The organism is Arthrobacter sp. MW3 TE3886 (assembly GCF_041262145.1).
Classification (GTDB): domain Bacteria; phylum Actinomycetota; class Actinomycetes; order Actinomycetales; family Micrococcaceae; genus Arthrobacter.
In genome coordinates, this window is the sequence record NZ_JBGCAN010000001.1 from 1,212,557 (window position 1) to 1,236,206 (window position 23,650).

Below are 23,650 nucleotides of genomic sequence, written 5' to 3' on the forward strand. Positions count from 1 at the left end.
GGGCTAGACAGCGGGCAGGTGCCGGTGGAGATGACGGTGTTCACGGACCGCAGATGTCGGCGAGGCGTTCCTACCGCCGCGCTGCCCAGTCCACGGGTTGCTGCTGGCCTCACGGATCAGCCCGGTGCCGGCGCACTCGCGCACGGCCATGATGCCGTTTGCCGCCTGGCGTTTGTCGTCGAATGCTGTGGAAATGGCCAACACGGTCCCGTCGGCGGCGAGAAGCCGGAACCGTACATTGGATTCCGCGTCGGTGAAGATTTCGAACTGTCCAGCCATTGTCTTGTCCTTGTCTGGCAGTGGTGACCGCCGATGGAGGGTAAGAGCACTTCTTTGTGCTGTTGCCGGGTCTTCGACAAATCGCTCCAGTGCCGGAAGCCAGCCTTTCGCGGACGGCCGCCCCGGGAAAGAGGCAAAGGTCCCTTGGTGTCTGGCGGATGAGACTGGGCCGGCAGTCCCACAGCCTGTAAGACGAAAGCGGGCGTGACGAAACCGGGTGCCCGGATGGGCGCTACATTGGGAGCATGGCTGGCAAACATCCTGTGCAGTTTCCGGCGGATTCCGGCGAGCCCGTGCGGCTGAACGCGCGGGTGTCCGGTGTGGTCCAGGCGGTCGGCTTCCGCTACTGGACCGTCCGGAAGGCCGAGGAACTGGGGCTCAGCGGCACAGTCCGGAACAACACCGACGGCTCCGTGGGCATCGTGGCCGAGGGGCCGCAGTCCGTGGTGCTGGAGCTGCGGCGCTGGCTGCGCTCGCCGGAGGCGCCCGGCCGGGTGGAAAGCGTCGAAGAATCGGTCTCGGCCGCGACGGGGGAGTTCGGCGGATTCGACGTGGCGTACTAGGGCTGAAGCTTTCCGGCGGCCTGTATCGTGGCCGGTCCGGGGCGAATGGCCCTCGGCAGCGGCCCGGTTTCTGAGTAGGGTGGCCCCATGCAGAAGATATCGCTCGATGCCCTTGCCCGGCAGCAGTTGGCCGCCGCGGTGGCGGCACCCAGCGGACGGGCAGCGGACACTGCGTTTGGCGGTCACGAGAAGGTTCTGCGCCAGACCGTGATGGCGTTCAGGGCCGGGACGCAGCTGAGCGAGCACCAGAACCCCGGCGAGGCTACCGTGTTTGTGCTCCGCGGCTGTGTGCGCCTGCGGGCCGGCAACGAATCCTGGCAGGGCAAGACCGGCGACTTGCTGATCGTGCCCGAGGGGCTGCACAGCCTTGAGGCCGAGGAAGACTCGGCGATCCTCATGACCGTGGCGAAAATCAAGACCTGACGGCCCAGCCGCAGGCGGGGAGACCGGTTGAAGCGACTGTAGGGGCCGGATTACCGCAAGGAGCAGGACATGACTGTCATCCCTTTCGACGAGGTCCCGCAAACCCGGCGCTGGTGGGCGAGGGCGGCCTATGCCGCGGTCGTCTGCGCGGCGCTCGTCCCGCTGGTGGCTGCGGGTTTGGCGGGCACCATTGCGCTGCTCCTGACCGGTGCCGGCGGCCTCGTGGTGACCGTGGCCGGGATCTACTGGTTCCTCATCAGCCGCGGTGTGATGCGCTGGTGTGCGCTGGGGCTGGCGGTGCTCGCCCCGCTGGTGGTCCTGGTCCTGTTCATTCAGGCCGGCCTGTTGTGGGAGGTCATCCTCACCCTGGCGCTGGGGTTTGTTGCGTTGGTGTGTGCCCGCGCCGCCCTCCGCGAAAGGGGCGAGGGCAAGGCCATGGCCGAGCACCCCGCACCCACCTGGCGGCATGCCTTCCTGGTGATGAACCCGCGTTCCGGCGGGGGCAAAGTGGTGAAGTTCGATCTCCGGCGGAAAGCAGAGGAACTCGGCGCCGAGGTGGCACTTCTTGAGGGGCCGGGCCAGGTGGACGTCGACGCGCTCGCCCGGCAGGCCGTGGAACGCGGGGCCGACCTGCTCGGCGTCGCCGGTGGCGACGGTACCCAGGCACTGGTGGCCGGCATCGCGGCCGAGCACAACCTTCCGTTCCTGGTGATCAGTGCCGGTACCCGCAACCACTTCGCCCTGGATCTCGGACTGGACCGGGAGGACCCCACGGGCTGCTTGGATGCCCTCCGCGACGGGACGGAGCTCCATGTTGACCTCGGCAAGATCAACGGCCGTACCTTTGTGAACAACGCATCCTTCGGCGTCTACGCCGAGGTGGTGCAGAGCCCGGAGTATCGCGACGACAAGACCGGGACCGTGCTGGAGATGCTCCCGGACTTGATCAGGGGCGACAAGGGCGCGCGCCTGCGCGCCCAGATGGACGGCATCACGGTGGACGGCCCGCAGGCGGTGCTGGTGAGCAACGGGCCCTACGGAAGCAACGACGTCGTGGGCTTGGGCCGCCGGACCAGGCTGGACCGCGGCGTGCTCGGTGCGGTGACGATCTCTGCCGCCAGCACGCGGGAAGCTGTGGGCCTGCTGCGCCGGGCGACGAAACACGGCCTGATCCAGCGCACCGCGGCGGAAGTGGTTGTCGGCGCCGACGTGCCCGAGATCCCTGTCGGCGTGGACGGCGAGGCCCTGATCATGACCACCCCGGTGCGGTGCACCATCGAACCGCGCGCGCTGCGGGTCCTGGTGCCGCGGAAGCGGCCGGGCGTCCCGCCGGCCCAGCCGGCGTTGGACCTGGTCCGGCTCCGCGAGCTGGCGTGGGGCCGGCATGTGTCCGCGCCGCCGGTGCCGCCTGAACCCTCCACGCCGTCGTCCGCCGTTCCTCCGCCTGCCGTTCCTCCGCCCGCCGGCGGGGGATCGTAGCCTCGGCAGATCTGGCCTGAAGCGTGAACGACGGCGACTAGTTGTGCCGTGCCCACAACTGCAGCCACACGAGCAGGCGCGTTTCGGCGTCGTCGAGGTCTATGCCGAAGAGCGGCTCTACCCGGGACAGGCGGTATCGGACCGTGTTGACGTGCACGTCCAGCGACTTGGCGGCGTCGATCGCGTTTCCGCCGCAGCTGAGGTAGGCGTAGATGGTCTCCTCGAAGGATTTCTTATGCTGTTCGTCGTACGCCGCGATACTGAGCGCGTGCGATCCGGGCAGCTGGCCGGCGGCCGTCAGCGCCGAGACGAACTGGCGCAGCAGCAGACGCGAGCCGAGGGAGTCGTCGTCGGCCACGATGTCATCGGAATCGGCGGCGATGCGCCCTTCCGCGACGTTGCGCACAAGTTCGGACAGGACCAGTTCCGCGTTGACCCTGGAGTCCTCGAGCCGGTCGATCGTCGCCGCGGCGCCGAGCGCGGCCAGGACCGGGCGTGCGAGCAGCCGGCGCGCATTCTGCACAATTTTCAGAATCGCGGCGCGCTGGAATTGGCGTGAAGTTTCGGTGGTTTGCGGCAGGACGATGTACACGATGTTGTCCGAGAACCCGCAGACGGCCGAGGGCAGCCGGATGGCGCAGGCGGTCCGGATGGTGTCGAAGAGCCGGAGGCGGGACTGCAGCGTTTCGGCCGCGATGGCCTCGGACGGCCAGACGCCCAGGGCCGCAACCCGGATCGACGGCGCCGAGATCCCGAGCCTGATGGCCGCCAGTTCGGCGCGTTTCGGATCGAACAGCAGCGGCTGGACCAGATCGATCTGGCGGGTCAGGTTCGAGACGTAGGTGGTGCGTTTGTGCAGGATATGGAGCGCGGCCACGTTGGCGGCTTCGCGCAGGATCCGGTTGGCGTCCTCGTTGTGGTGGTCCGCCAGTTCAAGGAGCCAGAGCGAGCCCAGAACGGAGTCGCCGGCCCGGATCGCGATGGCCGTGCGCCGGAGCGAGGGATCCTGCGTGGCCACATCCAGCGCATCGGTGGCGGCATGGACCCGGCGGTAATCGTTGTCCGTTTCCACCGAATGCGGCACCTGCAGGCTCAGGATGGAACTCCTGCGCGTCTCATCAATAGGCTGGTCCGGGAGGGTCGAATACGCCAGGATCGTCTGCTCGGGATCGGCGATCGCGATGGCACCGCCGGCCTGGGCCGCCACGGTGTTGGCGAGGTCGAACAGGTCCCCGGGCCGGATGTCCACCAGGGTCCGCCCCGACTGCCGGTGCGGAACCACTGCGGCGTCCATGATCTCCGCGAGCTGGTTCCAGGGCACCGAGTCGGAGGCCCGGAAAAGCGCCATCCCGTTGTCCCGGGCGGCTGCGCGCAGGACTTCGTCTGAGGTGCCGTTGGATTTGTACACGATCGCCACGTACCCGGCGTCGCTGAGCTCCCGCACTTTCGCGCCCAGACGCTTCCCGGAAAGGGACAAACCAATGGCCAGGGCCACGGCACCCGGGAACCTGGCCGGCCGCGCCGTCGAGTCATAGAGAACAGAGCCGGCGACGATCTGCCGGTCATCGGACGGCATTTCCACGAGGCTGAGGATTTCCGAGCCCGCCGAGCGGGCGACGTCGGCCAGCGTGGGCAGCGCGTGCGTCTCCACCTCCGGTGTCGTCACCGGGATGCCGACGATGCTGTTTGGTATTCGCTACTAATGTCTGGCCCCTCAATTTGTCGATAACTCCATGGTGATGCGGAGCTTCATTTCCTACGCTGAACCATAACGCAGGACAGTTCAACGGAAGGCCGTCATTGAAAATCAGCGAAGCCAGGCAACTCGTCCAGGTGAAGGCCCCCGTCCTGTCCCGCCAACGGCGTGTGCTGGCGGGGGCCTACAACGTGGAGGAATTCCGGAAAGCGGCACGCAAGGTCCTGCCGGCCGGGATTTTCGACTATCTCGACGGCGGATCCGAAGACGAAGTGACGCTCCGCCGAAACCGTGCCGTCTTCGATGCCTGGGCCCTCATGCCCAGTTGGGGCCCGGTGTCCGGACCCGATACGACCACGACCCTGCTCGGAAAAGAAAGCGCCTTGCCGCTGACCTTGACCCCCACCGGGGCGACCCGGCTGTTCCATCCCGAGGGCGAGCTGGCCGTCGCGGCCGCCGCGGACCGGGCCCGCATCCCCTATGGGCTGGCCGGGCTGAGTACCGTGCCCATGGAAACCATCGCAGAGCGCCACCCGTCCCTTGACCGCTGGTTCAACTTCGGGCTCACCTCCGACGCCCAGGCGATGAAGAACAAACTGGCCCGCTGCCAGGCAGCCGGATTCAACACCCTGATTGTCGGCGTCGACACGCGGGCACTGGGCTCCCGGGAACGGGACCTCCACAACGGATTCACCGCCCCTCCCGCGCTCACGCTGTCAACCATCGCGGACATCGCCCGGCGCCCTTCCTGGTGGATCAACTTCTTGAAGTCGGACGGCATCAGCTTCCCGAACCTGGATCCGCAGAGCCCCGCCGCTTCCTCCGTGGTGACCCCGACCATGTGGCAGCACATCCTGGGCCACTCGGATGCCAGCAGCGGCTGGAAGGAACTCGAGGCCCTGCGGCAGGCCTGGCACGGCAAAATCGTGCTCAAGGGCTGCGTCAACCCGGCCGACGTCGCGAAGGCTTCCCGTATTGGCCTGGACGCCGTCCAATTGAGCAATCATGGCGGCCGCCAACTCGATCACATGCTGAGCCCCATGGACGTCCTGCAGGAATCGCGCCAGCGGGTGGGCGATTCGATCGAGATCTACGTGGACTCCGGCATCCGCCGGGGGAGCGACGTTCTTAAGGCGCTGGCACTGGGAGCCGATGCCTGTTCGATCGGCCGGGCGTACCTGTACGGACTGGTGGCGGCCGGCTCACCGGGCGTCGGACGCATCATTGACATCTTCGGGGACGAACTGCGGCGTACGATGACGTTAGTGGGCGTCTCCAGCATTTCCGAGTTGAAAACCCGGGGCGGGGAAATTCTTCGGGACATTCGTCATTCCGGAGACCTTCTTGAGACGAGAGCGTCGGAAAACACGAATTCATGAGTTCTGAATAAGCAGTCACGCAGTGCCCTCCCGCAGCGTTGCGGGAGCCTAGAGAATCCCTGAACAGCTAAGGAAACCATGCGCACCCGATACCTTCTTCCCGTTCTGACCATAGCCACGGCGCTCTCGCTCTCGGGCTGTGTCAACAACAGCGAACCCGCCGCCACCGGCTCGGCATCCGGTACCGCTGACGCGATCGATGTGCAAAAGAATGACTCCATTGCCGCCTCGCTCCCGGAAAAAATGAAGAGCTCCGGCGTGCTCAACGTCGGCATGGCCAATAACTACCCGCCCAACGAGTTCAAGGACGATAACGGCGAACCGGCAGGCTGGTCTGTGGACCTCACCAATGCCCTGGGCAAGGTTATGGGGTTGAAAGTCAACTTCGACATCGGCACCTTCGATAACATTCTGCCGGCCGTGAAGGCAGGGAAGGATGACATGGGAATGTCGTCGTTCTCCGACACGCTGGAACGCGAAAAGCAGGTGGATTTCGTGAATTACTACTCGGCCGGCATCCAGTGGGCTTCCCCCAAGGGCAAGAATGTGGACCCGAACAACGCGTGCGGGCTCAAGGTCGCCGTCCAGGCCACCACGTATGAGGACACGCATGAGGTGCCGGCCAAGTCGAAGGCGTGCACGGATGCAGGCAAGCCGGCCATCACCATTTTCAAGTACGACGCGCAGGACCAGGCAACCAACGCCCTCGTGGTGGGACAGGTCGATGCGATGAGCGCCGATTCGCCCGTGACTCTTTATGCGATCTCCAAGACCAAGGACAAGCTGCAGACCGCCGGCGACGCCTTTGAGGTGGCGCCGTACGGGATGCCCGTGGCCAAGGGGAGCGAATTTACCCCGGTCCTGCAGAAGGCGTTGCAGGCTCTGATCGACGACGGCACGTACAACAAGATCCTGTCCAAGTGGGGCGTCGAATCAGGTGGCGTCAAGACAGCAACTCTCAACGTGGCAGCCAAAGGGTGATAGCAAATGAGCGAGCCGGAATCCGACAGGATGATTGAGTCGGAACCTGACAGGAAGCTTCGGGACCGGAGCGGACAGGGCACGGACAACTCGCCGGCGGAGGCGATCGTGGCGATCCCGCTGCGGCACCCGTGGCGGATCGTGATTGCTGTGGTTCTTTTGCTCGGGTTGGCCATCTTTGTCTTGGACGCCGCCCAGCGCCCGGACTATGGCTGGCCGGATGTGGGCAAGTACATTTTTGACCGCCGGATCAGCCAGGCCGCGTGGGTAACGTTGTGGCTGACCATCTACTCGATGATTGGCGCGATCGTCATCGGCCTGCTGCTGGCCATCATGCGGCTCTCACCAAATCCGGTGCTCAAGAGCGTTGCCTGGCTGTACATCTGGATCTTCCGCGGAACCCCTGTCTATGTGCAGTTGGTGTTCTGGGGCATCGTGGCCCTGATCTACCCGGTGTTCACGCTGGGGATTCCGTTCACGACGCCGTGGGTCACCGTCCCGAATGAGATCTTCACAAACCTGTTCATCACCGCCGTGATCGGGCTGGCCTTGAACGAAGCCGCCTACATGTCGGAAATCGTGCGTGCCGGCCTGTTGTCCGTGGACGAGGGCCAGGCGGAGGCTTCCACGGCCCTGGCCATGTCCTGGGGCCAGACCATGCGGTATGTCGTGGTTCCGCAGGCCATGAAGATCATCATTCCGCCAACCGGCAACGAAGTGATTTCAATGCTCAAAACCACCTCGCTGGTGGCCGCGATCCCGTTGAGCATTGACCTGTACGGGGTGTCCCGCGGCATTTCGGCCGTGACGTTCACCCCGGTCCCGCTGCTGATTGTGGCTTCGCTCTGGTACCTGCTCTTCACTTCCGTCCTGATGGTCGGGCAGCACTTCATAGAAAAGCGGTTCTCCCGCGGAACCGGGCGGGCCAAGACAGACAAGGCGCCCACCGCGCCCGAACCGGCGCCGACGGCCGGACCTGGGGCGCCGGGTACACCGCTCGGCACAGATTTTGGAGGTAAGGGATGACGGGCGTGCCAATGGTTCTTGCGGAGAAGGTTTCCAAGAATTTCGGATCCAACAGGGTCCTGCGTGGGATCAGCCTGGAGGTAGACCCCGGGGAGGTCCTCTGCATCGTGGGGCCCAGTGGTTCGGGTAAGTCCACGTTCCTGCGCTGCATCAACCACCTGGAAGTGGTTGACGGCGGAAGGCTTTCGGTCGACGGACAGCTGGTCGGCTACCGACAAAAAGGCGAGAAGCTCTACGAACTCAAGCTCAAGGAAGCCGCTTTCCAGCGCCAGGAAATCGGAATGGTTTTCCAGCGCTTCAACCTGTTCCCGCACCTGACCGCGGTGGAGAACATCATTCTTGCGCCCATGCGGGTGAAGAAGATTTCCAAGGCAGCTGCCACGGCAAGGGCCATGGAACTGCTGGAGCGCGTGGGGCTGGGGGACAAGGGCGACGCCTACCCGGCGCACCTTTCGGGCGGCCAGCAGCAGCGCGTGGCCATCGCCCGTGCCTTGGCCATGGACCCCAAGCTGATGCTCTTCGACGAACCGACCAGTGCCCTGGACCCGGAGCTGGTGGGCGAGGTCCTCGATGTCATGAAGGGACTGGCCAAGAGCGGCATGACCATGATTGTGGTGACCCACGAGATGGGGTTTGCCCGCGAGGTGGCCGACACCCTGGTCTTCATGGACGACGGCGTGGTGGTCGAGGCCGGGGCTCCCCGCCAGATCCTGAACGATCCGCAGCACGACCGGACCAAGGCGTTCCTTTCCAAGGTGCTGTGACATCGCGGGCTGACCGCGCGGCGGTGGGCCGTGGCCTCTCCGGCGGCGGTGGCTTCACCGCCGCGCCGGTGCAACACTGAATCCGTGGAGGGACTCGAGGACAGCAAGATCTGGGCGGACTACAACGCCGCCCAGGCAACCCGAGGGGTGCGCACGCTGTGCCTCGACGCCATGGCCTTCGCCGGCCCGGGAAACGGCCGCCGCGCCATCGATCTGGGCTGCGGCGCGGGCAAGGAAACACTGGCACTGCTCGACGGCGGCTGGCGGGTCCTCGCCGTGGATTCACAGCCGGACACCCGGGACCAGCTGCTCGCAACAGTGCCCGCGGCGCTCGCCGAGCACCTGGACGTCGAGGTGCGCCCGTTCGAGGACCTTCCGCCGCTCCCGGAGGCGGGGCTCATCCTGGCCAGCTATTCGCTGCCCTTCGTTCACCCGGAAAAGTTCGTCCGCGTCTGGCGGATGCTGCTGGGGGCCCTGGGCCCTTCCGGCGTCATTGCCGTGAATCTGTTCGGCGAGCGGGACTCCTGGGCCGCCATTCCAGAATGGAACTTCCACACCGAAGCCGAGGCCAGGGCCTTGTTCGAGGGACTGGATATCCTCACGTTCGAGGTCTACGACGCCGACGGCCAATCCTTCCGCGGTCCCAAGCACTGGCACATCTTCGACGTCATCGCCCGGAAACCCTGACGCCGGAGCCCGGCCGGATCCTGGCCCGGGGCGTCACGCACCAACCGGTCGACGACGGCGGCACGTGACGTCTGGTTCGATTTCGGCTGGCGTCGTAGGACAGACTGTTGCCGTGAGCAACTCTCCCCGTGCAGGCCTGGCCGTCGCCGGACTCAGCCTCGGCACGTCGCTGAACCCGTTGAACTCCTCGATGATCGCCGTCGCCCTGGTGGTGCTGCGCGAGGACTTCGGGCTCGACGTCGCCACGGTCACCTGGGTGATCACGGCGTTCTACCTCACCTCCGCGGCCGGCCAGCCGCTGATGGGCCGGCTCGCGGACCGCTTCGGCCCGCGGCGGCTGTTCCTGCTGGGCATGGGGCTGGTGGCAGTGACCTGTGCGCTCGCGCCCTTTGCGCCGAACTTCGCGTTGCTCTGCGTGGCGCGGGCGTTCATGGCCCTCGGCACCGCGACGGCGTACCCGAGCGCCGTCGTCATGGTCGCCGCGCTGGCACGGGAGGCGAACGTGAAGTCCACCCGGCCGCTGGGCCGGATCCAGATGGCGAACACCTCGGCGGCCGCCGTCGGGCCCGTGGTGGGCGGCCTGCTGGTGAGCCTGGTGGGATGGCAGGCGCTGTTCCTCATCAACGTCCCGCTCTCGCTGCTGGCGATCCTCGTGGGCCGGCGCTTTGCCCCGGCCGACGGTGCCCGGGAACGCGGCCGCGTGTCGGAGCTGCTGCGCGACTCGGACCTGCCCGGGATCGGGGCCTTCATCGGTGCCTTGGTGCTGGTGATGATGGCGATGCTGAATGTGCTGCCCGACTACCGGTGGTGGCTGCTGGGCGGCGGGCTGGTCCTCGCGGCGCTGTTCGCGTGGCGGGAGCTGCGCTTCAGCCCGCCGTTCCTGGACCTGCGGCTGCTGGGCCGCAACCGGCCGCTGCTGCTGGTCTACCTGGGCTTCGCGCTGTTCAACGGCGTCTACTACTTCGCGTTCTTCGGCCTGCCGCAGCTGCTGCAAACCGCCGGCGGCTACAATCCCGGCGTCGTGGGCCTGCTGATGCTGCCGCTCGCCGCGATCTCCGTGGTCGGGACGCCGTTCGCGGTCCGCGCGATCGACCGGTTTGGCGTGCGGCGGGTGCTGATCGCCGGCGTCGTGCTGCTCCTCGTCGCGTCGGCGGCCATGTGGCTCCTGACGGTGTCCCTGGCCGTCCCGCTGGTGCTCGCGCTGACCGCCCTGCTGGGTGTGCCGTATTGCGTGGTCGCCATTGCCTCGAGCCAGGGCATGTACGTGTCCACCCGGCCGGAGGAGCGCGGGGTGGCCGCGGGGATCTTCCAGACCTGCCGCTACCTTGGCGCCATCACGGCCACCGTGCTGATCGGCATCTTCTACGGCAGTGGGGTCACACAAGCGAACTGGGGGCTGATGGTGTTTGTCATGCTGGGGCTGGGTGCGGTGGTGTTTGCGGTGTCGCTGCGGTGGCGGGAGCGGCGGGGCTGAGGTCCGGCGCTGCTGGCGCCAACGACGTCGGCAGCCGGGAGGATCGTCTCGATTCAGGAGCATTTTCGATCAATGCCATGACTCACAGCGCAAAGAAGCGGAATTTCTCAGTAGTTCCGTCAGAATGAATCCGGTTCGTGGATTCTTGGGGGGATGCCGTTTCTTGACGGTGAGCTGCCGCCCGGGCGCGGGCAGCATCTTCACCTCATCGAAAGGCACCAGCATGACCCAGCAGCACTCCGAGCCGAACAGCGGCGAAGCCAAAGCGGCGTATCCCGCCGATAGTGCCGTCCAGGCGACGCAGCCGTATGCGCCGGCTTCTCCGGTTCAATACCCGCCGGTCGCCCCTCCGCAGTACCAGGAGCAGTATCCCGCGCAGTATCAGAATCCCCAGCCGCAGGCGCAGCCGTACCCGGGCCAGCAGAACCAGGGGTACCCGCCCGCTGCCCAGCAGCAGTATCAGATGCAGTACCCCCAGACCTCCCAGCAGCCTCCGATGCCGAATCAGGCTTACGGCTACCCGCAGCCAAAGTCCAGGCTTGTCGCCGGGCTCTTGGGCATCTTCCTGGGCGGACTGGGTATCCACCGCTTCTACTTGGGCTACACCACCATCGGTATTGTCCAAATTCTCCTGACAATCTTCGTCGGCATCTTCACGTTTGGCCTCGTTGCGCTGTGGGGCTTTGTTGAGGGCATCATGATCTTCGCCGGCGCGTCCTATTTCCGGAACGACGCCAGGGGAATCCCGCTGCGCGACTGACCGCGCCTGCGTCATCCACCAATTCTTCGAATACTAGGGGGCAGTACTTTGACTCAGATCATCCGCGACAGACCCCTGATCCTCTGGAACGTGCTCCAGACCAGATAATGCTCACAAGAAGGGCGGCCGGATTATCCGGCCGCCCTTCTTCGTTCGCCGAAGTTGCAACACTTCCGGAAACCATCGAGTCCCGACGTTCAGAACGAGGAGCGTTTCGGGGAAACTCGAGCGTGGCTCCCGCTGTCGAACTGATACTGCCGCAGTGCGTCAGACCGGGACGGGTGTTTGAGCTTCTCCATCGCGGTGACCTCGATCTGGCGGACGCGTTCCCGGGTCATGCCGAGCGCATTCGCGACGGCGTCCAGGGATTTCCCTGCCCCGCCCGTCATGCCGAAGCGCATCGCGATGATCTGGGCTTCCCGGACCTCGAGCGTGCCGAGCACGGCATATACCTGCGCCTTCATCTGTTGATGGAAGAGCGCATCGGTTGCGTCGACGTCGGAGGAATCCAACAGCTGTTCGGCGAGGGCTTCGGTCCCGCCCCGGCCGTCGGGCACCCACGAGTCCAAGGAACAGACCGGCTGGTCCACGGAGAGCAGACACTCAACCTTCCCGATCGGAATTCCGGTCAGTTGGCTGAGATCTTCTTTGCTGCAGACGGTCCCTGTCAAGGCGGCCGTCCGTTGCGCTGACCGCATCTTCTGCAGCTGGTTGACGACGTTCCCCGGCAGCCGGATGAGGCGTGCCTGTTCAGCCAGCGCCCTGAGGATGCCGCCGCGGATGAACAAGGTGGCGTGGGTGGAGAATCTGAAACCCATAGTGAAGTCGAACCTGCGGACTGCTTTGAGCAGTCCCAGGTTTCCTTCCTGGATGAGGTCCTGAAAGTCGAGGCCCCGGTGGGTGTAGTGCTTGGCGATCGACACTACGAGCCGGAGGTTGGCGTGGAGCAGTGCGTCGGCGGCACGCTGGCCCAACGCGACGATGGTCCGAAGCTCCCTTATGTCCTGGCCGGCCCGCGATGTGCCTTCCGCCAAAAGCCGCTCCGCGAAAAGCCCTGCCTCGATTTCTTGCGCCAGTTCCACTTCCTGCTCGGCGGTGAGCAAATCGTATTGGCCCAGCCGGCGCAGGTAGTCCGCGACGGCGTCGTCCGTGACACCGCGGGCGGGCAGTTGTTCCGGCCGGCCGGCGTTCGGATCGGACGCTTCGGGGACCCAAGCACCTGCCGCGGGCAGGGAAGGTGCCCTGCCGATTGCCTCGTGGTTTGGGTCAGCCATGTCATCCCCTGCCGGACGGTTCATGCTCGTGAAGGCAGACTACGTGGCCGGTGTGACAATATTCGGGGCCGGGGCGGGCGCCGCAAACGGGGGTAATCAGCGCATCTTGACACCCTCGAAGTGCCGGAATATCTTCTGCCTTAACGAGGCGATTCGCTCCGTTTCCCATCAATTTCAGCGCTCAGCCCGGGCGCATCTGCCGGGGCCTATGGACAGTGCCGGCGGACAGCCACAACGGTCTCTTGCACCTGAAGGAGCCCACCATGTCCATCACGTTGATCAATCGCTTTTACTCGGAAGTTCTCGCCGGCGGCAACCTCGCCCTCGTCGATGAAATGGTCACGGACGACTTCATCGACCATGAACTGGCGCTTCCCGGACAGCCGCCCGGCAAAGAGGGCGCACGGTTCTTCGCGAGCACCATCCGAACCGCATTCCCCGACATCGCGGTCAAGGAAGCCGAACCGACCCTTTCCGATGGAAACCTCGAGGCTGCCCATGTTGTGATGACCGGTACCCACACGGGCGACCTGCTGGGTTTTGCGGCGACCGGCAAAACGGTCGAATTCGGCGGGACCGACATCGTCCGTGTCCAGGACGGTAAGATCGCCGAGCATTGGGGTAGCACGGACACCATGAGCCTCATGCAGCAGATCGGAGCCCTTCCGGAATAACAGTTGGCACCATGTTTTTGGGACCGGCGCTAGGCGGTCAGTGGTTTGAAGCAGCTGGTTCGATTGCGGCCGGATCCCCAACCTGGGTCCAGGCCGGGGCGAACCCGCCCGCTGCTGCTACCACTAGGGTGAGCGCGGCTGTCAGCAGGACACCAAGACCGGCATGCACGTGGAGCAGGGCTGCGCCCGCCGTTGCGCCGGCCAGGATGAGGACGACGGCCCCCAGCCTCCTGCCCCAGTGCACCCCGGTTCCGCCACCGAGGCGTGAATCCGCGGCCAGGCCCGTGAGCGTGGATGTCACCACCACGGTGGTCACGTCCTTGACGCTGAGGTGACGTGCCGTGGCCGCCTGCAAGCCCATCGCGATGGCCAGGGCTCCGGTAATGATCAGGGTGACTGGGTCGCCGGCGTGCGGGGCATGGGCAAACAGTACGACGGCGACGGCCGCCATCGTGACGCCGACGGCGGTGAGCAGGGCCGTGGTCCGCTTACTCCAGCCAGCGGCCTCGGGCTTGAGGACCCGCCCGGCGATAACGGCGCCGACCACGAATCCGGCCAAGGCTATCGACGGGCCGACGACGGGCAAATTGTCGGCGCCGATCAGCGCCATGCCAAGAATCACGACGTTGCCGGTCATGTTGCCGGTGAAGACCCGGTCGAGGCCCAGGTAGCCGACGGCGTCGATGACGCCGGTGGAGAACGTCAACACGAGCATGAGAACCAAGTGGAGCCGGGCAGGCTCGGCGGACTTGAGGCGGTTAAGCATTCGACGTCTTTCGGTGAGGGAGGAGCGACTCGCTGAGGCGGATCGCCACGGTGATGAGCTCGGTGTCGCGGTGGGCAGGACCAACGATACTCACGCCGCAGGGCAGGCCGGCATCGGTGGATAGCGGCACATTCACCGCAGGAAGCCCGGCGATCCCCGCGATGCACGTCAGTTGCATGGTGGACCGGCGCACCCGCTCGATGGCCTCGCCGCCGAGCGACGCCTCGGCCAGCAGCGGCGCCACGGACGACGCCGACGGCAGTACTAACAGCGCGCCGCCCACCACGGACCGGATATGTTGCCGGGCCGCCCGGAGCGTGTCCCGCGCAGCCTCGGCCTGGTGCCGCTCGATCTGGGAGGCCGTCCTGAACCGGACGGCCACGTCGGCGCCGAGCGCGCTCCAGTGCCCGCTGATCCACGGACCGTGCTGCTGCCAGGCCTCGTACCCCTGCACGGTCTGGAACGCCGCGAGCCAGGCGGGGAGCTCGTCCGTCCGTAGGCCGGCCCAGTCCAAGGCAGGGAGGGCCGCTGCTCCGGCCCACGCGTCGATGGAATCCTCCACGGCGTGGACGACGTCAGGCTCCGCCAAGGCAAGCAGGCCCGGCTCAAACAGCGCCCCCGCAAACGGTGCTCCGTCCAGCGCTGCGGCGGGCTCGTGCTGTGGCAGCAGAACGCTTCCGACGGCGGCCAGCGTGGCGGCGTCGCGGGTCATCCAGCCGACGGTATCGAAGGACGGCGCCAGCAGGAAGCAGACCCTCTCTGGACACCGCGCCGTGGGTGGTGCGGATGCCGAAGAGCCCTTGATACGCGGACGGCACCCGGATGGACCCGCCGGTATCCGTTCCCAGGCCGATGGTGGCCTGGCCCAAAGCCACGGCGCTCGCGGACCCGGACGAGGAGCCGCCGCTAATCCGATCCGGTGCCTTTGGGTTCGGCGGGGTGCCATAGTGCGCGTTCGTGCCGGCCAGGCTGTACGCGAACTCATCGGTGCGGGCGATGCCGGCGACTACGGCGCCGGCCGTCATTAGCGCAGCGGCCGCGGGCGCCGTCGTGGTTTCCGGCGATCTCTGGGCGAGCCATTCCTCGTTGCCGGCGCCGATGGGATGTCCTTCCAGCGTGAACAGGTCCTTGACCGCGACGGACATGCCCGTCAGCGGCCCGGTTCCGTTTGCAGGCAGGAGGGGAGCGCCCACTTCACGCCACACGGTCGCGTCGGCCGGCTGCGGCGGCGTCGGGCACTGGGCCGTCACGGGCGGAAGTCCTCAACCCGGATGCGCGCGTGCACCCCTTTGACGACGTCGACCACCTGGGAGATGTTGAAGTCCGTGGCGGCGCTGAGGTAGGCGTAGGCGAGGCTGGCGTCCATGCCGTAGCGGGCCTGGAGCAGGGCGACGGCGGCGCGGACGCAGTTCTGCACCGCCGTATCGAGGTCCTCGTCCATGCCGGTGGGAACCAGGAACTCCGGGGTTTGCGCCATCGGCCCGGCCAGGACGCCGAAGTTCCGGACGGCCTCGTCCTGCGGGACGACGTCGAACCGGAGCTTGACCCGGAGCGAGGCCTCCATAGCGGTCAGGGAGACCTCCCCGTCGCCTTGGGCGAAGTGGGGATCGCCCACATAGGCCAGGGCGTCGGCCACCTGGACCGGCAGGTAAAGGGAGCTGCCGGTGGTGAGGAGGTTGATGTCGATGTTGCCGCCGTGGGCGCCGGGCGGGACGGAGTGCGGCCGGCGCGCGCCGTCCACCGCGACCCCCATGATGCCCAGGAAGGGCTTGAGCGGAAAATGTACGGTCGGTTCGGCGCCGGGGCGCAGGGGCAGCCAGCCGGACGGCGTTCCGTCGTCGGTGTCCCGGACGGTGGCGAAGGCGCTGTAGGTATCGGGGCCGAGCGGGAATTCGCCGTTGAGCGACCCCCTGCCGTGGCGGCTGGAGATCACGCCGTACGGCACCCGCGGCGTGGTTTCCAGCACCGTAATCTTCAGGAGATCTCCGGGGCGGGCGCCCTTGACGGCGATGGGTCCGGTTACGACGTGCGGGCCCAGGCCGCCGGGAAGCCGCTGAATGTCCGAGGCGGCGAGTTCGACGGCGTCCGCCAGGACCTGGTGCCCGCTGACACCGTGCGATCCGAAGAAGGCGAGGGGGTCCCGGCCCTGGTCTTCGAGGATTCCTTCGTGGCTGATGGTGTCGATGGTGACGTCGGCGCCGGGGTCGATGCTGAGGACCGGGCGGTCGCCGGCGCAGGGGAGGGCTCCCCAGAGGACGTTCTCCTTGGCGGAGGGAAGGTAGTGCGTCCCGTCCCGGATGCCGTCCCACGGCTGCAGGACCGCGGCGCCGGTGGACTGTGGGGAAGTGGACGGCGTGGCTGTGGGGACGGGCGGGATGAAGGATGTGGTCACGGTTGGTCTCCGGTCGGGTTCTTCGGTGTCAGTGCTGGTGGCCGGGGTGTGGTCAGTGCTGGTGGCCGCGGATGAGGATAGCGACGTCCGCCAGGTGGTCACGCATGGCGATGCCTGCGCCGGTGGCGTCCCTGGTCTGGATGGCCTCGAGGATGTGGCGATGGCCCTCGATGGAACTCCGCCGTCCCTCGGGGGTGGAGTGCGAGCGGAGCCGGACCTCGGTGGTCCACGAGGCGGTCAGCGTGAGGACCGTGGCCATGAGCTGGTTGCGGGCGGCCTGCGCCAGGAGGGTGTGGAACTGGATGTCCAGGCGCAGGGCCTCTTCGGGCGAGAGGTGTTCGTTGGAGGCGCTAAGGACGTCCTGGAGCTGGATCAGGTCCGCGGCGCTGGAGCGCAGGGCGGCCAGCTCGGCCACCAGCGGTTCCATTGAGCCGCGCAGCTCCGCCACGTCCTGCTGGGCTTGATCGACGCCGGCGAGACGGGCATAGAGCTCGCTGACAGGAGCCGGCGGAGCTGCCACCCGGGTGCCCCGGCCGGGGGCCCGTTCCAGCAAATGCTTGCTTTCCAGATCCTGCAAGGCAGAACGCACCGTGCCCCGGGATACCGAAAGCTTGGCTGCCAGTTCGCGCTCAGTGGGCAGCTTGTCGCCCGGGAGCAGGCCCCGGGAGGCAATTTCACGTTCGAGGTAGGCGGCCACCTCCGCGCCCATCGGGGCGCTGCGCCGAAGGGTGGGGCGGGGCTCGGTACTCGGGGTCACGGTGCGGCCTTTCAGTGGGAAAACGCTGTGGTTCGGAAAGCGGTGGTGCGGAGAACGCTCAGGCGGGGCCGACGTCGGGCGCTACTTGCCGCCCTGAAGGGCCGGTTCGGGCTCGACGTCGGAGGTGACGGCGGGCTCAAGCACTGCCGCCGGCTTGGTGAAGCAGAAGGCGACCGCACCGACCAGGAGCAGGACGGCGGAGAGGTAGAAGCCGGCTTCCAGGGCCCCGGTCGCGTCGGCGAGGGCGCCAGTGATGTAGGGGGCGAAGATGGAGGACAGCATCCCGGCGAAGTTGAAGTAGCCGTAGGCACGGGAGTACATGGAGCGCGGGGTGTTGTCGGCCAGGAAGGCGATCAGGATCGGGTCCAGGGCGAGTTTGCCGACCAGGCCGTACACCACCAAGCCCACGATCATCAGGGAGTATTCGCCGGTCAACGGGACCAGGATCTGGCACGCGCCGCCGAGGACGGCCAGCAGAACAATCAACGGGCGCGTGTTGCTCAGGCGCCGGGCCAGCATGCTCAGCAGGATGGCGCCGGGGATGGAAGCCCAGGGAACCAGCGAGGCGATGATGCCGGTCTGGGACGGGGCGACGTCGCGGGCCTGCTGTAGGTAGGTAGGCAACCAGGTCAGCATCGAGAAGAAGCCGTAGAGGGAGCAGAAGATCAGCACGTAGGTGAGGAGGTGGTTGCGGGTGAAGAGCGCCTTGTTCGATTCCTTGGCGGCCGGGGCCGCGCCGTTCCGTTCTGACTCGGCGGTCTTGGCAGCCTGGGCCTTGTGCTCCGCGTCGATCGGGGCGAGGAAGTAGTTGATCAGGAAGGCTACAGCCAAGGTGGCGGCACCGAAGATGAGGAATGATGCGTGCCACGGCAGGCCGAGCGTGAAGGTGAAGTAGCTGGAACCGATGAAGCCGAGCGAGATGCCCACGGCCATGCCGCTGTTGATGAGGGCGGCGGAAACCCCGCGCCATTTGTCGGAGATGTAGCTGGAGGAGATGCCGTAGACCGGGCTGTAGAACGTTCCTTCGCCGATCCCGGTGAAGGCGCGCATCAGTAGAAAGACCATGAAGCCGGGGGCGAAGCCGCTGAGGATGGTTCCGATGCCGAAGATCACGTAGCCGGCGACCACCACTTTGACGCGGCCGATCCTGTCCGCGAGGTAGCCGGTGGGAATCTGCATCAGGGCATAGGTCAGGAAGAACACGGTGGACATCAGGCCGAGCTGGCCCTTGTTCAGACCCCACTGTTCCTGGATGACGCTCATCACGGGGGAGAGGATGTTGCGGTCCGCGTACATGAAGACCCAGCCCAGTGAAAACAGGACGGTGACGGCGACCGGGCCGGGGCGTTTGCCGCGGACAGGCAGCAGCCGGCGGCGGGCGGCGGGCGGGGTGGCACCAGACCCCGCCGGCATGACGCCGGCGGTGGCCGGCTTTTCTGCGGTGGAAACGTTCAAGGGATGCTCCTGGAGGCTCTCGGCTGATTGGTTCATTGGTCGAACCAAGTACCAAGCTAGGGGGTCGCCAGGGGCAAAAACCCTTGATTTTCCGGGGGTTAGGAGCATTTTACGGGTGCGAAACGGGGTTTAACATGGCGGTTACACGGACGATTTTTGGCCGACTCACTGGACCATTTATGAGTCGGTTCCGTTGCGTCCGGGAGGTATGTGACGCCCGACGGCGGCGGAAGGGCCCTCTGCCATCGTGGTGTTTGTCGTGTCGCCGCCTGGCCGGGAACGGCGGTAATCGGCGCATCTTGACACCCTCGAAACCCCGGAATATCTTCTGCCTTAACGAGGCGTTTCGCCCGATCCCCACTGGCATCTCCACAGTAATCTCGGCGCTCCGCGCGGGCTTTCCGCCTGCCGAGGCCGCCCGAAGAGGTGGACTTCCTGGGGAATGGTCTGGGGGGATCCAAATCCGGTCTCTCGCCTACAAGGAGTCGGAAATGTCTGAAGGTGTTGGATTGATTGAGCGGTTTTACAAGGAAGTCATTGAGAGCGGAAACCTCGCCCTCGTTGATGAGCTGGCCACGGACAGCTATGTGGATCACGAAGAGGCTATGCCCGGGCAGCCGGCGGGCAAGGATGGCGTGAAGTTCTTCGTGAACGCAATGCGGACGGCGTTCCCGGACATTAAGGTCAAGGAGATCGAGCCGAAGGTGCTCGCCGGAAACCTGGAGGCGTGCCATGTGATTCTCACGGGTACGCATCGCGGGGACCTGGCCGGCATCCCGGCAACGGGCAAGAGCGTCGAGTTCGATTGCACTGACATCATCCGTGTCGAGGACGGAAAAGTGGCCGAGCACTGGGGCACCACGGACAACCTGAGCCTCATGCAGCAGATCGGCGCCGTGGCCGTTGCCTGAACCAGGCGACCAACAACAGGGCCGGCGGGCTCGCGGCCGGACCGCGCAACAAAAACCGCGCAAAAAATGGCTGTCCACGTTCCCCACAGGGAAACGCGGACAGCCGTTCGACGTCGAAAGTCCGGTCAGGCGGCCTGCGCCGGCGCCACGTCAACGAGTTCGACAGTCACGCCGGATTGCCTGAAGAGCTCAACCTGCTCCGGGTCCGCGCGGTTGTCCGTGACGAGGACCCAGGGGGCGGGAAGCCGCACCCAGGCATGGAAGGGGCGTTTGCCGAGCTTTGTGGAATCCGCCAGGACGTAGACGGTGTTGCCGCGGCGTGCCATCAGTTCCTTGAGGCGCGTCTGTGCCTGGTCGGCCTCGCACAGGCCGGCGTCCACCGTGACGGCGTCCGCGCCGAGGAACACCCGGTCGAAGCTCATCCGCTCCAGGGCTGCCTCGGCGATGGGACCCACGAAGGTCTGGCTGAGCCCGCGGAGTCGTCCGCCCAGGCAGTCCACCTGGATGCCCGGGGAATCGGCGAGTTCCTGGAGGGTGTTGATGCCCGGCGTGGTGACCGACAGGTTCTCCCTGTCCCGGAGGGCGTGCGCCATGGCCCCGACGGTCGAACCGCCGTCGAGCAGGATGCTTTCGCCCTCCTTGACCTCGGCGGCCGCCCATGCGGCGATGGCCTGTTTCTGTTCGAAGGCCTCGCCGGTCCGCTGGCGCAGGGACGGCTCGGGGTGTGCGCCCAGCGCCACGGCGCCGCCGTAGGTCCGGGCGAGTTTTCCCTGCTCGTTGAGCTGGGCCAGGTCCCGCCGGATCGTGGAGGCGGTCACGGCAAAATGCCGCGACAGCTCTTCCACGGACGCCAGGCCCGTGGTCACGGCGAGGTGGTAGATCTCTTCGCGCCTGGCTTTCGCGGTAGTCATCGTTGGCTCTCCTTCACCGGGTGCTCGCGCAACCGTAGCTGTACCGAGCGGTACATCGCTGTCCTCATGCTATGCGGACCCGGCGCGCATCCGTTCATAGGGACGCGCCGCCGCAGATCACATAGTTCTGTCCCGTGATGGATTTCCCGTGGCGCCCCAGCAGGAATCCGGCCAGTGCTGCCACGTCTTCCGGGTCCACGAGCCGGCCGAGTGCGGGCAGGATCGGCGGCGTGCCGGACCGGCCCGGGTCGGCGAGCATCGGCGTGTCCGTGGGTCCGGGAGACAGCACGTTTACCGTGATCCCGCGGGGTGCCAGTTCCTGCGCCCACGTCCGTCCCAGGCCGAGCAGCGCGGCCTTGGTGGCCGCGTACTGGCTCTTGCCGGGCGAACCGGTCGAGGTCCGGCTGCCCACCAGCAGCACCCGGCCACCGTCCGGCATCCGGGGAACTAGGGCGTTGGCCAGGCTGCTCGCGGCCGCCACATGGACCGTGAACATCCCGGCCAACGCCTCCGGGTCCAGTTCACCCAGGACGGCGGTCCGCTGGAAGCCGGCGGCGTGGACCAAGGCATTCACCGGGGCCAGACCGTCGAGGCACTCGGCCAGGGACGCCGGGTCCGAGAGGTCCGCCTGCCGCCACTGGAAGCCCGGCCCCAGCGCGGGTTCGCTGCGGCTGAGCCCGGTCACGTGCCAGCCGTCCGCCAGCAGCCGGACGGCAATGGCCTTGCCGATGCCCGAGCTGCAGCCGGTGACGACGGCGTGCGGCGCCGCCGTTGTCAGCTCAGCGGCCGCTGTTGTTTCGGTCATTACTGCGCCCCATCCATTACTGCTCTCCATCCTTTATTACTCTCCGTCGCCTGCCCGGCCGGCTAATTCGGCAGACGTTTCGCCTGGCGTGCCTGCGCCCTCGTAGGCCCACTGGGGATCCACGCGGACGTACTTGATGGCCTGCCGGAAGTACGTGTAGGCGATGTTGAGTGCGCCGTCCGGGCCCTGGTGGATGGAGGGGTAGGAGTATTCGCGGTTCAGGCCGTCGCGGGAGTTGTTGGACAGGCAGTAGCCGTCGCCGACGTCGAGGTTGCGCCGGATGGGCCAGCTGCGGCCGGAATCCTCGGAGATCGCGAGCGTCATGGGGGACCGCGGGGTGCCCCAGAAGGCCTTCCGTTCGCCGGCAGCCGCTCCGGCAGCGGAGCCGGTCTCCGGCCCTGCCGTGATTACGGGTTCGGTGATCTGCCCCTGTTCCTCGGCCAGGCCGTCGTCGTCAATCTCGTCGTAAAGCGAGAGCCGCCGCTCGGTGGCGGCCTCGGCCCGGCTGTGGTTGTAGACCAGCGCCAGCCGGCCGTCCGTCAGGGCAACGAACTGAATGGAGGAGTTGTTGTTCGGCAGCTCGGTGGGAACGGGCTCACTCCAGGTGGTGCCGCCGTCGGTGGACCGGGATTCGTAGATCGAGTCGGCCCAGCGGCTGCGGAACAGGGCCAGCAGGGAGCCGTCGGCCACCGGCTGGATGTTCATGTGCACGCAGCCCAGGCTGCCGGGGAGGACATGCTCACTCCAGCTGGCGCCGGCGTCGTCAGAAATCATGACGGCGCTGTCGTCGCTGTTGCCCACCCATTTCTCGCCCGGGGTGGTGATGCAGCGGAAGATCGGGATGATCCAGCGGCCGGACGGCAGCACCACGGGCAGCTGCCGGACGAACACGCCGCCGGACTCGTTGGCGGGGAACAGGGTCTCCACCGGGCCCCAGGTGCGGCCGCTGTCTGTGGAGATGCGGCGGCGGACCTCGGCGGTGTCCTGGTTGCCGGCCTTCTGCGCGGTGTACAGCAGCCACAGCCGGTTGTCCGGGGCCGCGAACAGGATGGGGTTCTGTTCCGAGCGGGCGGAGTCGTTAGAGAGCTGCTCGGCCGGCGACCACTGGCGGCTGCCCGGGTCCAGGGTGGAGAACCAGATCGAGATGTCCGGCACGCCTTCCTGGGTGCCGCCGAACCAGACGCAGCCGAGCCGGCCGTCCGGGAGGGTCAGGAGGTTCGCGGCGTGGCTCTGCACGGTGGGTGCCGGCAGGTACGCGTACTGGCTGCCGCCGGCTTCCCTGACCTCGCCGTCGGGTGTGATGGTGGAGTAGCCGGGAGCCTGCGTGTTGGGCGAGCCGGTGCGGAGAGCGTCAGTTGCGGGCACATCTGTTGAAGTCACAGGTCAGTCCTTTGCCGTTGCGGCTGCCAGGTGGGCCTTGGCAACCTGCTCCAGGTGGGTCAGGTCGGAGGCGATCGTGGTGAACGTGTAGCCCTGGCGCAGCCGGAGCGCGGCCACCTCACCGGCCGGGGTGTGGATGCCCGCGGCCACCCCTGCGGCCGCTGCCGCGTCCGCGATTGTCTCCAGCGCGGCGTTGAACTCGGCGTCGACCGCGGGGTCGCCCGGGTAGGCGGCGCCGACGGCGATCGCAAGGTCCGAGGGGCCCACGTAGATGCCATCCAGTCCCGGCGTTGCACAGATTTCCTTGACGTTGGCCAGCCCTTCCGGGGTCTCAATCATGGCGAAGACCAGGGTGGCCGCGTTTGCGTCGGCGGGAACCGGGCCGATCCGCAGGGCCGAGCGCATGGGTCCGTAGGACCGGCCGCCTTGCGGCGGGTACTTGGCCGCGGCGACCGCGGCGGCGGCATCGGCCGCAGTGTTCACGAGCGGGACGATCACGCCGACCGCGCCGGCGTCGAGCGCCTTGCCGATCGCGGTGAAGTCGTTGCCCTCCACGCGCACCATGCCGACGGCGGTATGCCCGGCGTCGATCGCCATGAGCCCGTTCAGCACGCCCGAGTAGCCGAGCAGTCCGTGCTGGGCGTCCAGCGCCACGTAGTCATAGCCGAGCCGGCTGATGCGCTCGGTCGCCACGGGCGCGTCCAGGACCGCCCAGTAGCCGACGGCCTGCTCGCGGGCGCGGATCTTGCGGGCAAATTCGGTAGCGAGTTCGGATGTCATGTCGTGTCTTCTGCCTTCAGTCAGGGAGTTCAGT

At 66.7% G+C, this 23,650-nt stretch carries 25 protein-coding genes; 12 read left to right on the forward strand and 13 right to left on the reverse strand.

All coding sequences use genetic code 11. From position 1 onward, the window contains the following. Positions 1-3: 3 nt before the first annotated feature. Positions 4-279, reverse strand: a complete 276-nt coding sequence (locus ABH915_RS05535; protein ID WP_370118669.1) for a YegP family protein — start codon at positions 277-279, stop codon at positions 4-6. A gap of 245 nt (positions 280-524) precedes the next feature. Here ABH915_RS05535 and ABH915_RS05540 point away from each other — a divergent pair, with 245 nt between their 5' ends. The 3 genes from ABH915_RS05540 (at position 525) to ABH915_RS05550 (ending at position 2,744) form a co-directional block, all read left to right on the forward strand. Beyond that, complete coding sequence (locus ABH915_RS05540) at positions 525-842, forward strand: acylphosphatase (RefSeq protein ID WP_370118672.1); 318 nt, start codon at positions 525-527, stop codon at positions 840-842. An 87-nt stretch (positions 843-929) separates the two neighbouring features. Further along, positions 930-1,265, forward strand: coding sequence for a cupin domain-containing protein (locus ABH915_RS05545; RefSeq protein WP_026538519.1), 336 nt, complete (start codon positions 930-932; stop codon positions 1,263-1,265). Positions 1,266-1,334: 69 nt separating this feature from the next. Beyond that, the gene (locus ABH915_RS05550; protein ID WP_370118675.1) at positions 1,335-2,744 is read left to right on the forward strand and encodes a diacylglycerol kinase family protein; all 1,410 of its coding nucleotides are present in this window, start codon (positions 1,335-1,337) and stop codon (positions 2,742-2,744) included. Positions 2,745-2,781: 37 nt separating this feature from the next. Here ABH915_RS05550 and ABH915_RS05555 read toward each other — a convergent pair whose 3' ends face one another. Next, positions 2,782-4,410, reverse strand: a complete 1,629-nt coding sequence (locus tag ABH915_RS05555; protein ID WP_370118678.1) for a PucR family transcriptional regulator — start codon at positions 4,408-4,410, stop codon at positions 2,782-2,784. Positions 4,411-4,544: 134 nt separating this feature from the next. Here ABH915_RS05555 and ABH915_RS05560 point away from each other — a divergent pair, with 134 nt between their 5' ends. The 7 genes from ABH915_RS05560 (at position 4,545) to ABH915_RS05590 (ending at position 11,511) form a co-directional block, all read left to right on the forward strand. After that, positions 4,545-5,819 (forward strand): alpha-hydroxy acid oxidase, encoded by a 1,275-nt coding sequence (locus ABH915_RS05560; protein ID WP_370118680.1) that lies wholly within the window; start codon positions 4,545-4,547, stop codon positions 5,817-5,819. A gap of 78 nt (positions 5,820-5,897) precedes the next feature. Further along, positions 5,898-6,800 carry an ABC transporter substrate-binding protein gene (locus tag ABH915_RS05565; protein WP_028277463.1) on the forward strand — a complete coding sequence of 301 codons (903 nt, stop codon included), beginning with the start codon at positions 5,898-5,900 and terminating at the stop codon, positions 6,798-6,800. 6 nt (positions 6,801-6,806) lie between these two features. After that, the gene (locus ABH915_RS05570; protein WP_370118683.1) at positions 6,807-7,826 is read left to right on the forward strand and encodes an amino acid ABC transporter permease; all 1,020 of its coding nucleotides are present in this window, start codon (positions 6,807-6,809) and stop codon (positions 7,824-7,826) included. Then, positions 7,823-8,590 carry an amino acid ABC transporter ATP-binding protein gene (locus ABH915_RS05575; RefSeq protein ID WP_018773900.1) on the forward strand — a complete coding sequence of 256 codons (768 nt, stop codon included), beginning with the start codon at positions 7,823-7,825 and terminating at the stop codon, positions 8,588-8,590. Before ABH915_RS05570 ends, ABH915_RS05575 begins: the two co-directional genes overlap by 4 nt. Before the next feature lie 84 nt (positions 8,591-8,674). Continuing rightward, positions 8,675-9,277, forward strand: coding sequence for a trans-aconitate 2-methyltransferase (locus tag ABH915_RS05580; protein ID WP_370118686.1), 603 nt, complete (start codon positions 8,675-8,677; stop codon positions 9,275-9,277). A 112-nt stretch (positions 9,278-9,389) separates the two neighbouring features. Beyond that, complete coding sequence (locus ABH915_RS05585) at positions 9,390-10,751, forward strand: MFS transporter (RefSeq protein ID WP_370118689.1); 1,362 nt, start codon at positions 9,390-9,392, stop codon at positions 10,749-10,751. 223 nt (positions 10,752-10,974) lie between these two features. Then, positions 10,975-11,511, forward strand: a complete 537-nt coding sequence (locus ABH915_RS05590) for an NINE protein (protein ID WP_370118692.1) — start codon at positions 10,975-10,977, stop codon at positions 11,509-11,511. Positions 11,512-11,708: 197 nt separating this feature from the next. Here ABH915_RS05590 and ABH915_RS05595 read toward each other — a convergent pair whose 3' ends face one another. Beyond that, the gene (locus tag ABH915_RS05595) at positions 11,709-12,785 is read right to left on the reverse strand and encodes an RNA polymerase sigma factor RpoD/SigA (RefSeq protein WP_370118695.1); all 1,077 of its coding nucleotides are present in this window, start codon (positions 12,783-12,785) and stop codon (positions 11,709-11,711) included. Between the two features lie 263 nt (positions 12,786-13,048). Between ABH915_RS05595 and ABH915_RS05600 the strand changes: the two genes are divergently transcribed. Further along, the gene (locus ABH915_RS05600) at positions 13,049-13,459 is read left to right on the forward strand and encodes an ester cyclase (protein WP_370118698.1); all 411 of its coding nucleotides are present in this window, start codon (positions 13,049-13,051) and stop codon (positions 13,457-13,459) included. A gap of 37 nt (positions 13,460-13,496) precedes the next feature. Here the strand turns inward: ABH915_RS05600 and ABH915_RS05605 are convergent, their stop codons facing one another. From ABH915_RS05605 to ABH915_RS05630, 6 genes are all read right to left on the reverse strand, one after another. Continuing rightward, entirely contained in the window at positions 13,497-14,225 is a 729-nt protein-coding gene (locus ABH915_RS05605) for a YoaK family protein (protein ID WP_370118701.1), read from the reverse strand. After that, complete coding sequence (locus tag ABH915_RS05610) at positions 14,218-14,937, reverse strand: hypothetical protein (protein WP_370118703.1); 720 nt, start codon at positions 14,935-14,937, stop codon at positions 14,218-14,220. The genes ABH915_RS05605 and ABH915_RS05610 overlap by 8 nt, the downstream gene beginning before the upstream one ends. Then, positions 14,831-15,475 carry an amidase family protein gene (locus ABH915_RS05615; protein WP_370118705.1) on the reverse strand — a complete coding sequence of 215 codons (645 nt, stop codon included), beginning with the start codon at positions 15,473-15,475 and terminating at the stop codon, positions 14,831-14,833. The genes ABH915_RS05610 and ABH915_RS05615 overlap by 107 nt, the downstream gene beginning before the upstream one ends. After that, positions 15,472-16,617 (reverse strand): acetamidase/formamidase family protein, encoded by a 1,146-nt coding sequence (locus ABH915_RS05620; RefSeq protein WP_370118708.1) that lies wholly within the window; start codon positions 16,615-16,617, stop codon positions 15,472-15,474. The genes ABH915_RS05615 and ABH915_RS05620 overlap by 4 nt, the downstream gene beginning before the upstream one ends. A gap of 52 nt (positions 16,618-16,669) precedes the next feature. Beyond that, positions 16,670-17,374: a FadR/GntR family transcriptional regulator gene (locus tag ABH915_RS05625; RefSeq protein WP_370118711.1), complete on the reverse strand. Its 705-nt coding sequence runs from the start codon at positions 17,372-17,374 to the stop codon at positions 16,670-16,672. Between the two features lie 81 nt (positions 17,375-17,455). Further along, positions 17,456-18,829, reverse strand: a complete 1,374-nt coding sequence (locus tag ABH915_RS05630; protein ID WP_370118714.1) for an MFS transporter — start codon at positions 18,827-18,829, stop codon at positions 17,456-17,458. Positions 18,830-19,320: 491 nt separating this feature from the next. On the opposite strand from ABH915_RS05630, the gene ABH915_RS05635 reads away from it, so the two are divergent. Further along, positions 19,321-19,740: an ester cyclase gene (locus ABH915_RS05635; protein ID WP_370118717.1), complete on the forward strand. Its 420-nt coding sequence runs from the start codon at positions 19,321-19,323 to the stop codon at positions 19,738-19,740. Between the two features lie 125 nt (positions 19,741-19,865). Here the strand turns inward: ABH915_RS05635 and ABH915_RS05640 are convergent, their stop codons facing one another. From ABH915_RS05640 to ABH915_RS05655, 4 genes are all read right to left on the reverse strand, one after another. Further along, positions 19,866-20,651 (reverse strand): DeoR/GlpR family DNA-binding transcription regulator, encoded by a 786-nt coding sequence (locus tag ABH915_RS05640; RefSeq protein ID WP_370118719.1) that lies wholly within the window; start codon positions 20,649-20,651, stop codon positions 19,866-19,868. 94 nt (positions 20,652-20,745) lie between these two features. Then, complete coding sequence (locus tag ABH915_RS05645; protein ID WP_370118721.1) at positions 20,746-21,456, reverse strand: SDR family NAD(P)-dependent oxidoreductase; 711 nt, start codon at positions 21,454-21,456, stop codon at positions 20,746-20,748. A gap of 36 nt (positions 21,457-21,492) precedes the next feature. Further along, positions 21,493-22,821, reverse strand: a complete 1,329-nt coding sequence (locus ABH915_RS05650; RefSeq protein WP_370124946.1) for an exo-alpha-sialidase — start codon at positions 22,819-22,821, stop codon at positions 21,493-21,495. 18 nt (positions 22,822-22,839) lie between these two features. Beyond that, positions 22,840-23,616, reverse strand: coding sequence for an HpcH/HpaI aldolase/citrate lyase family protein (locus tag ABH915_RS05655; protein WP_370118724.1), 777 nt, complete (start codon positions 23,614-23,616; stop codon positions 22,840-22,842). Positions 23,617-23,650: the final 34 nt, after the last annotated feature.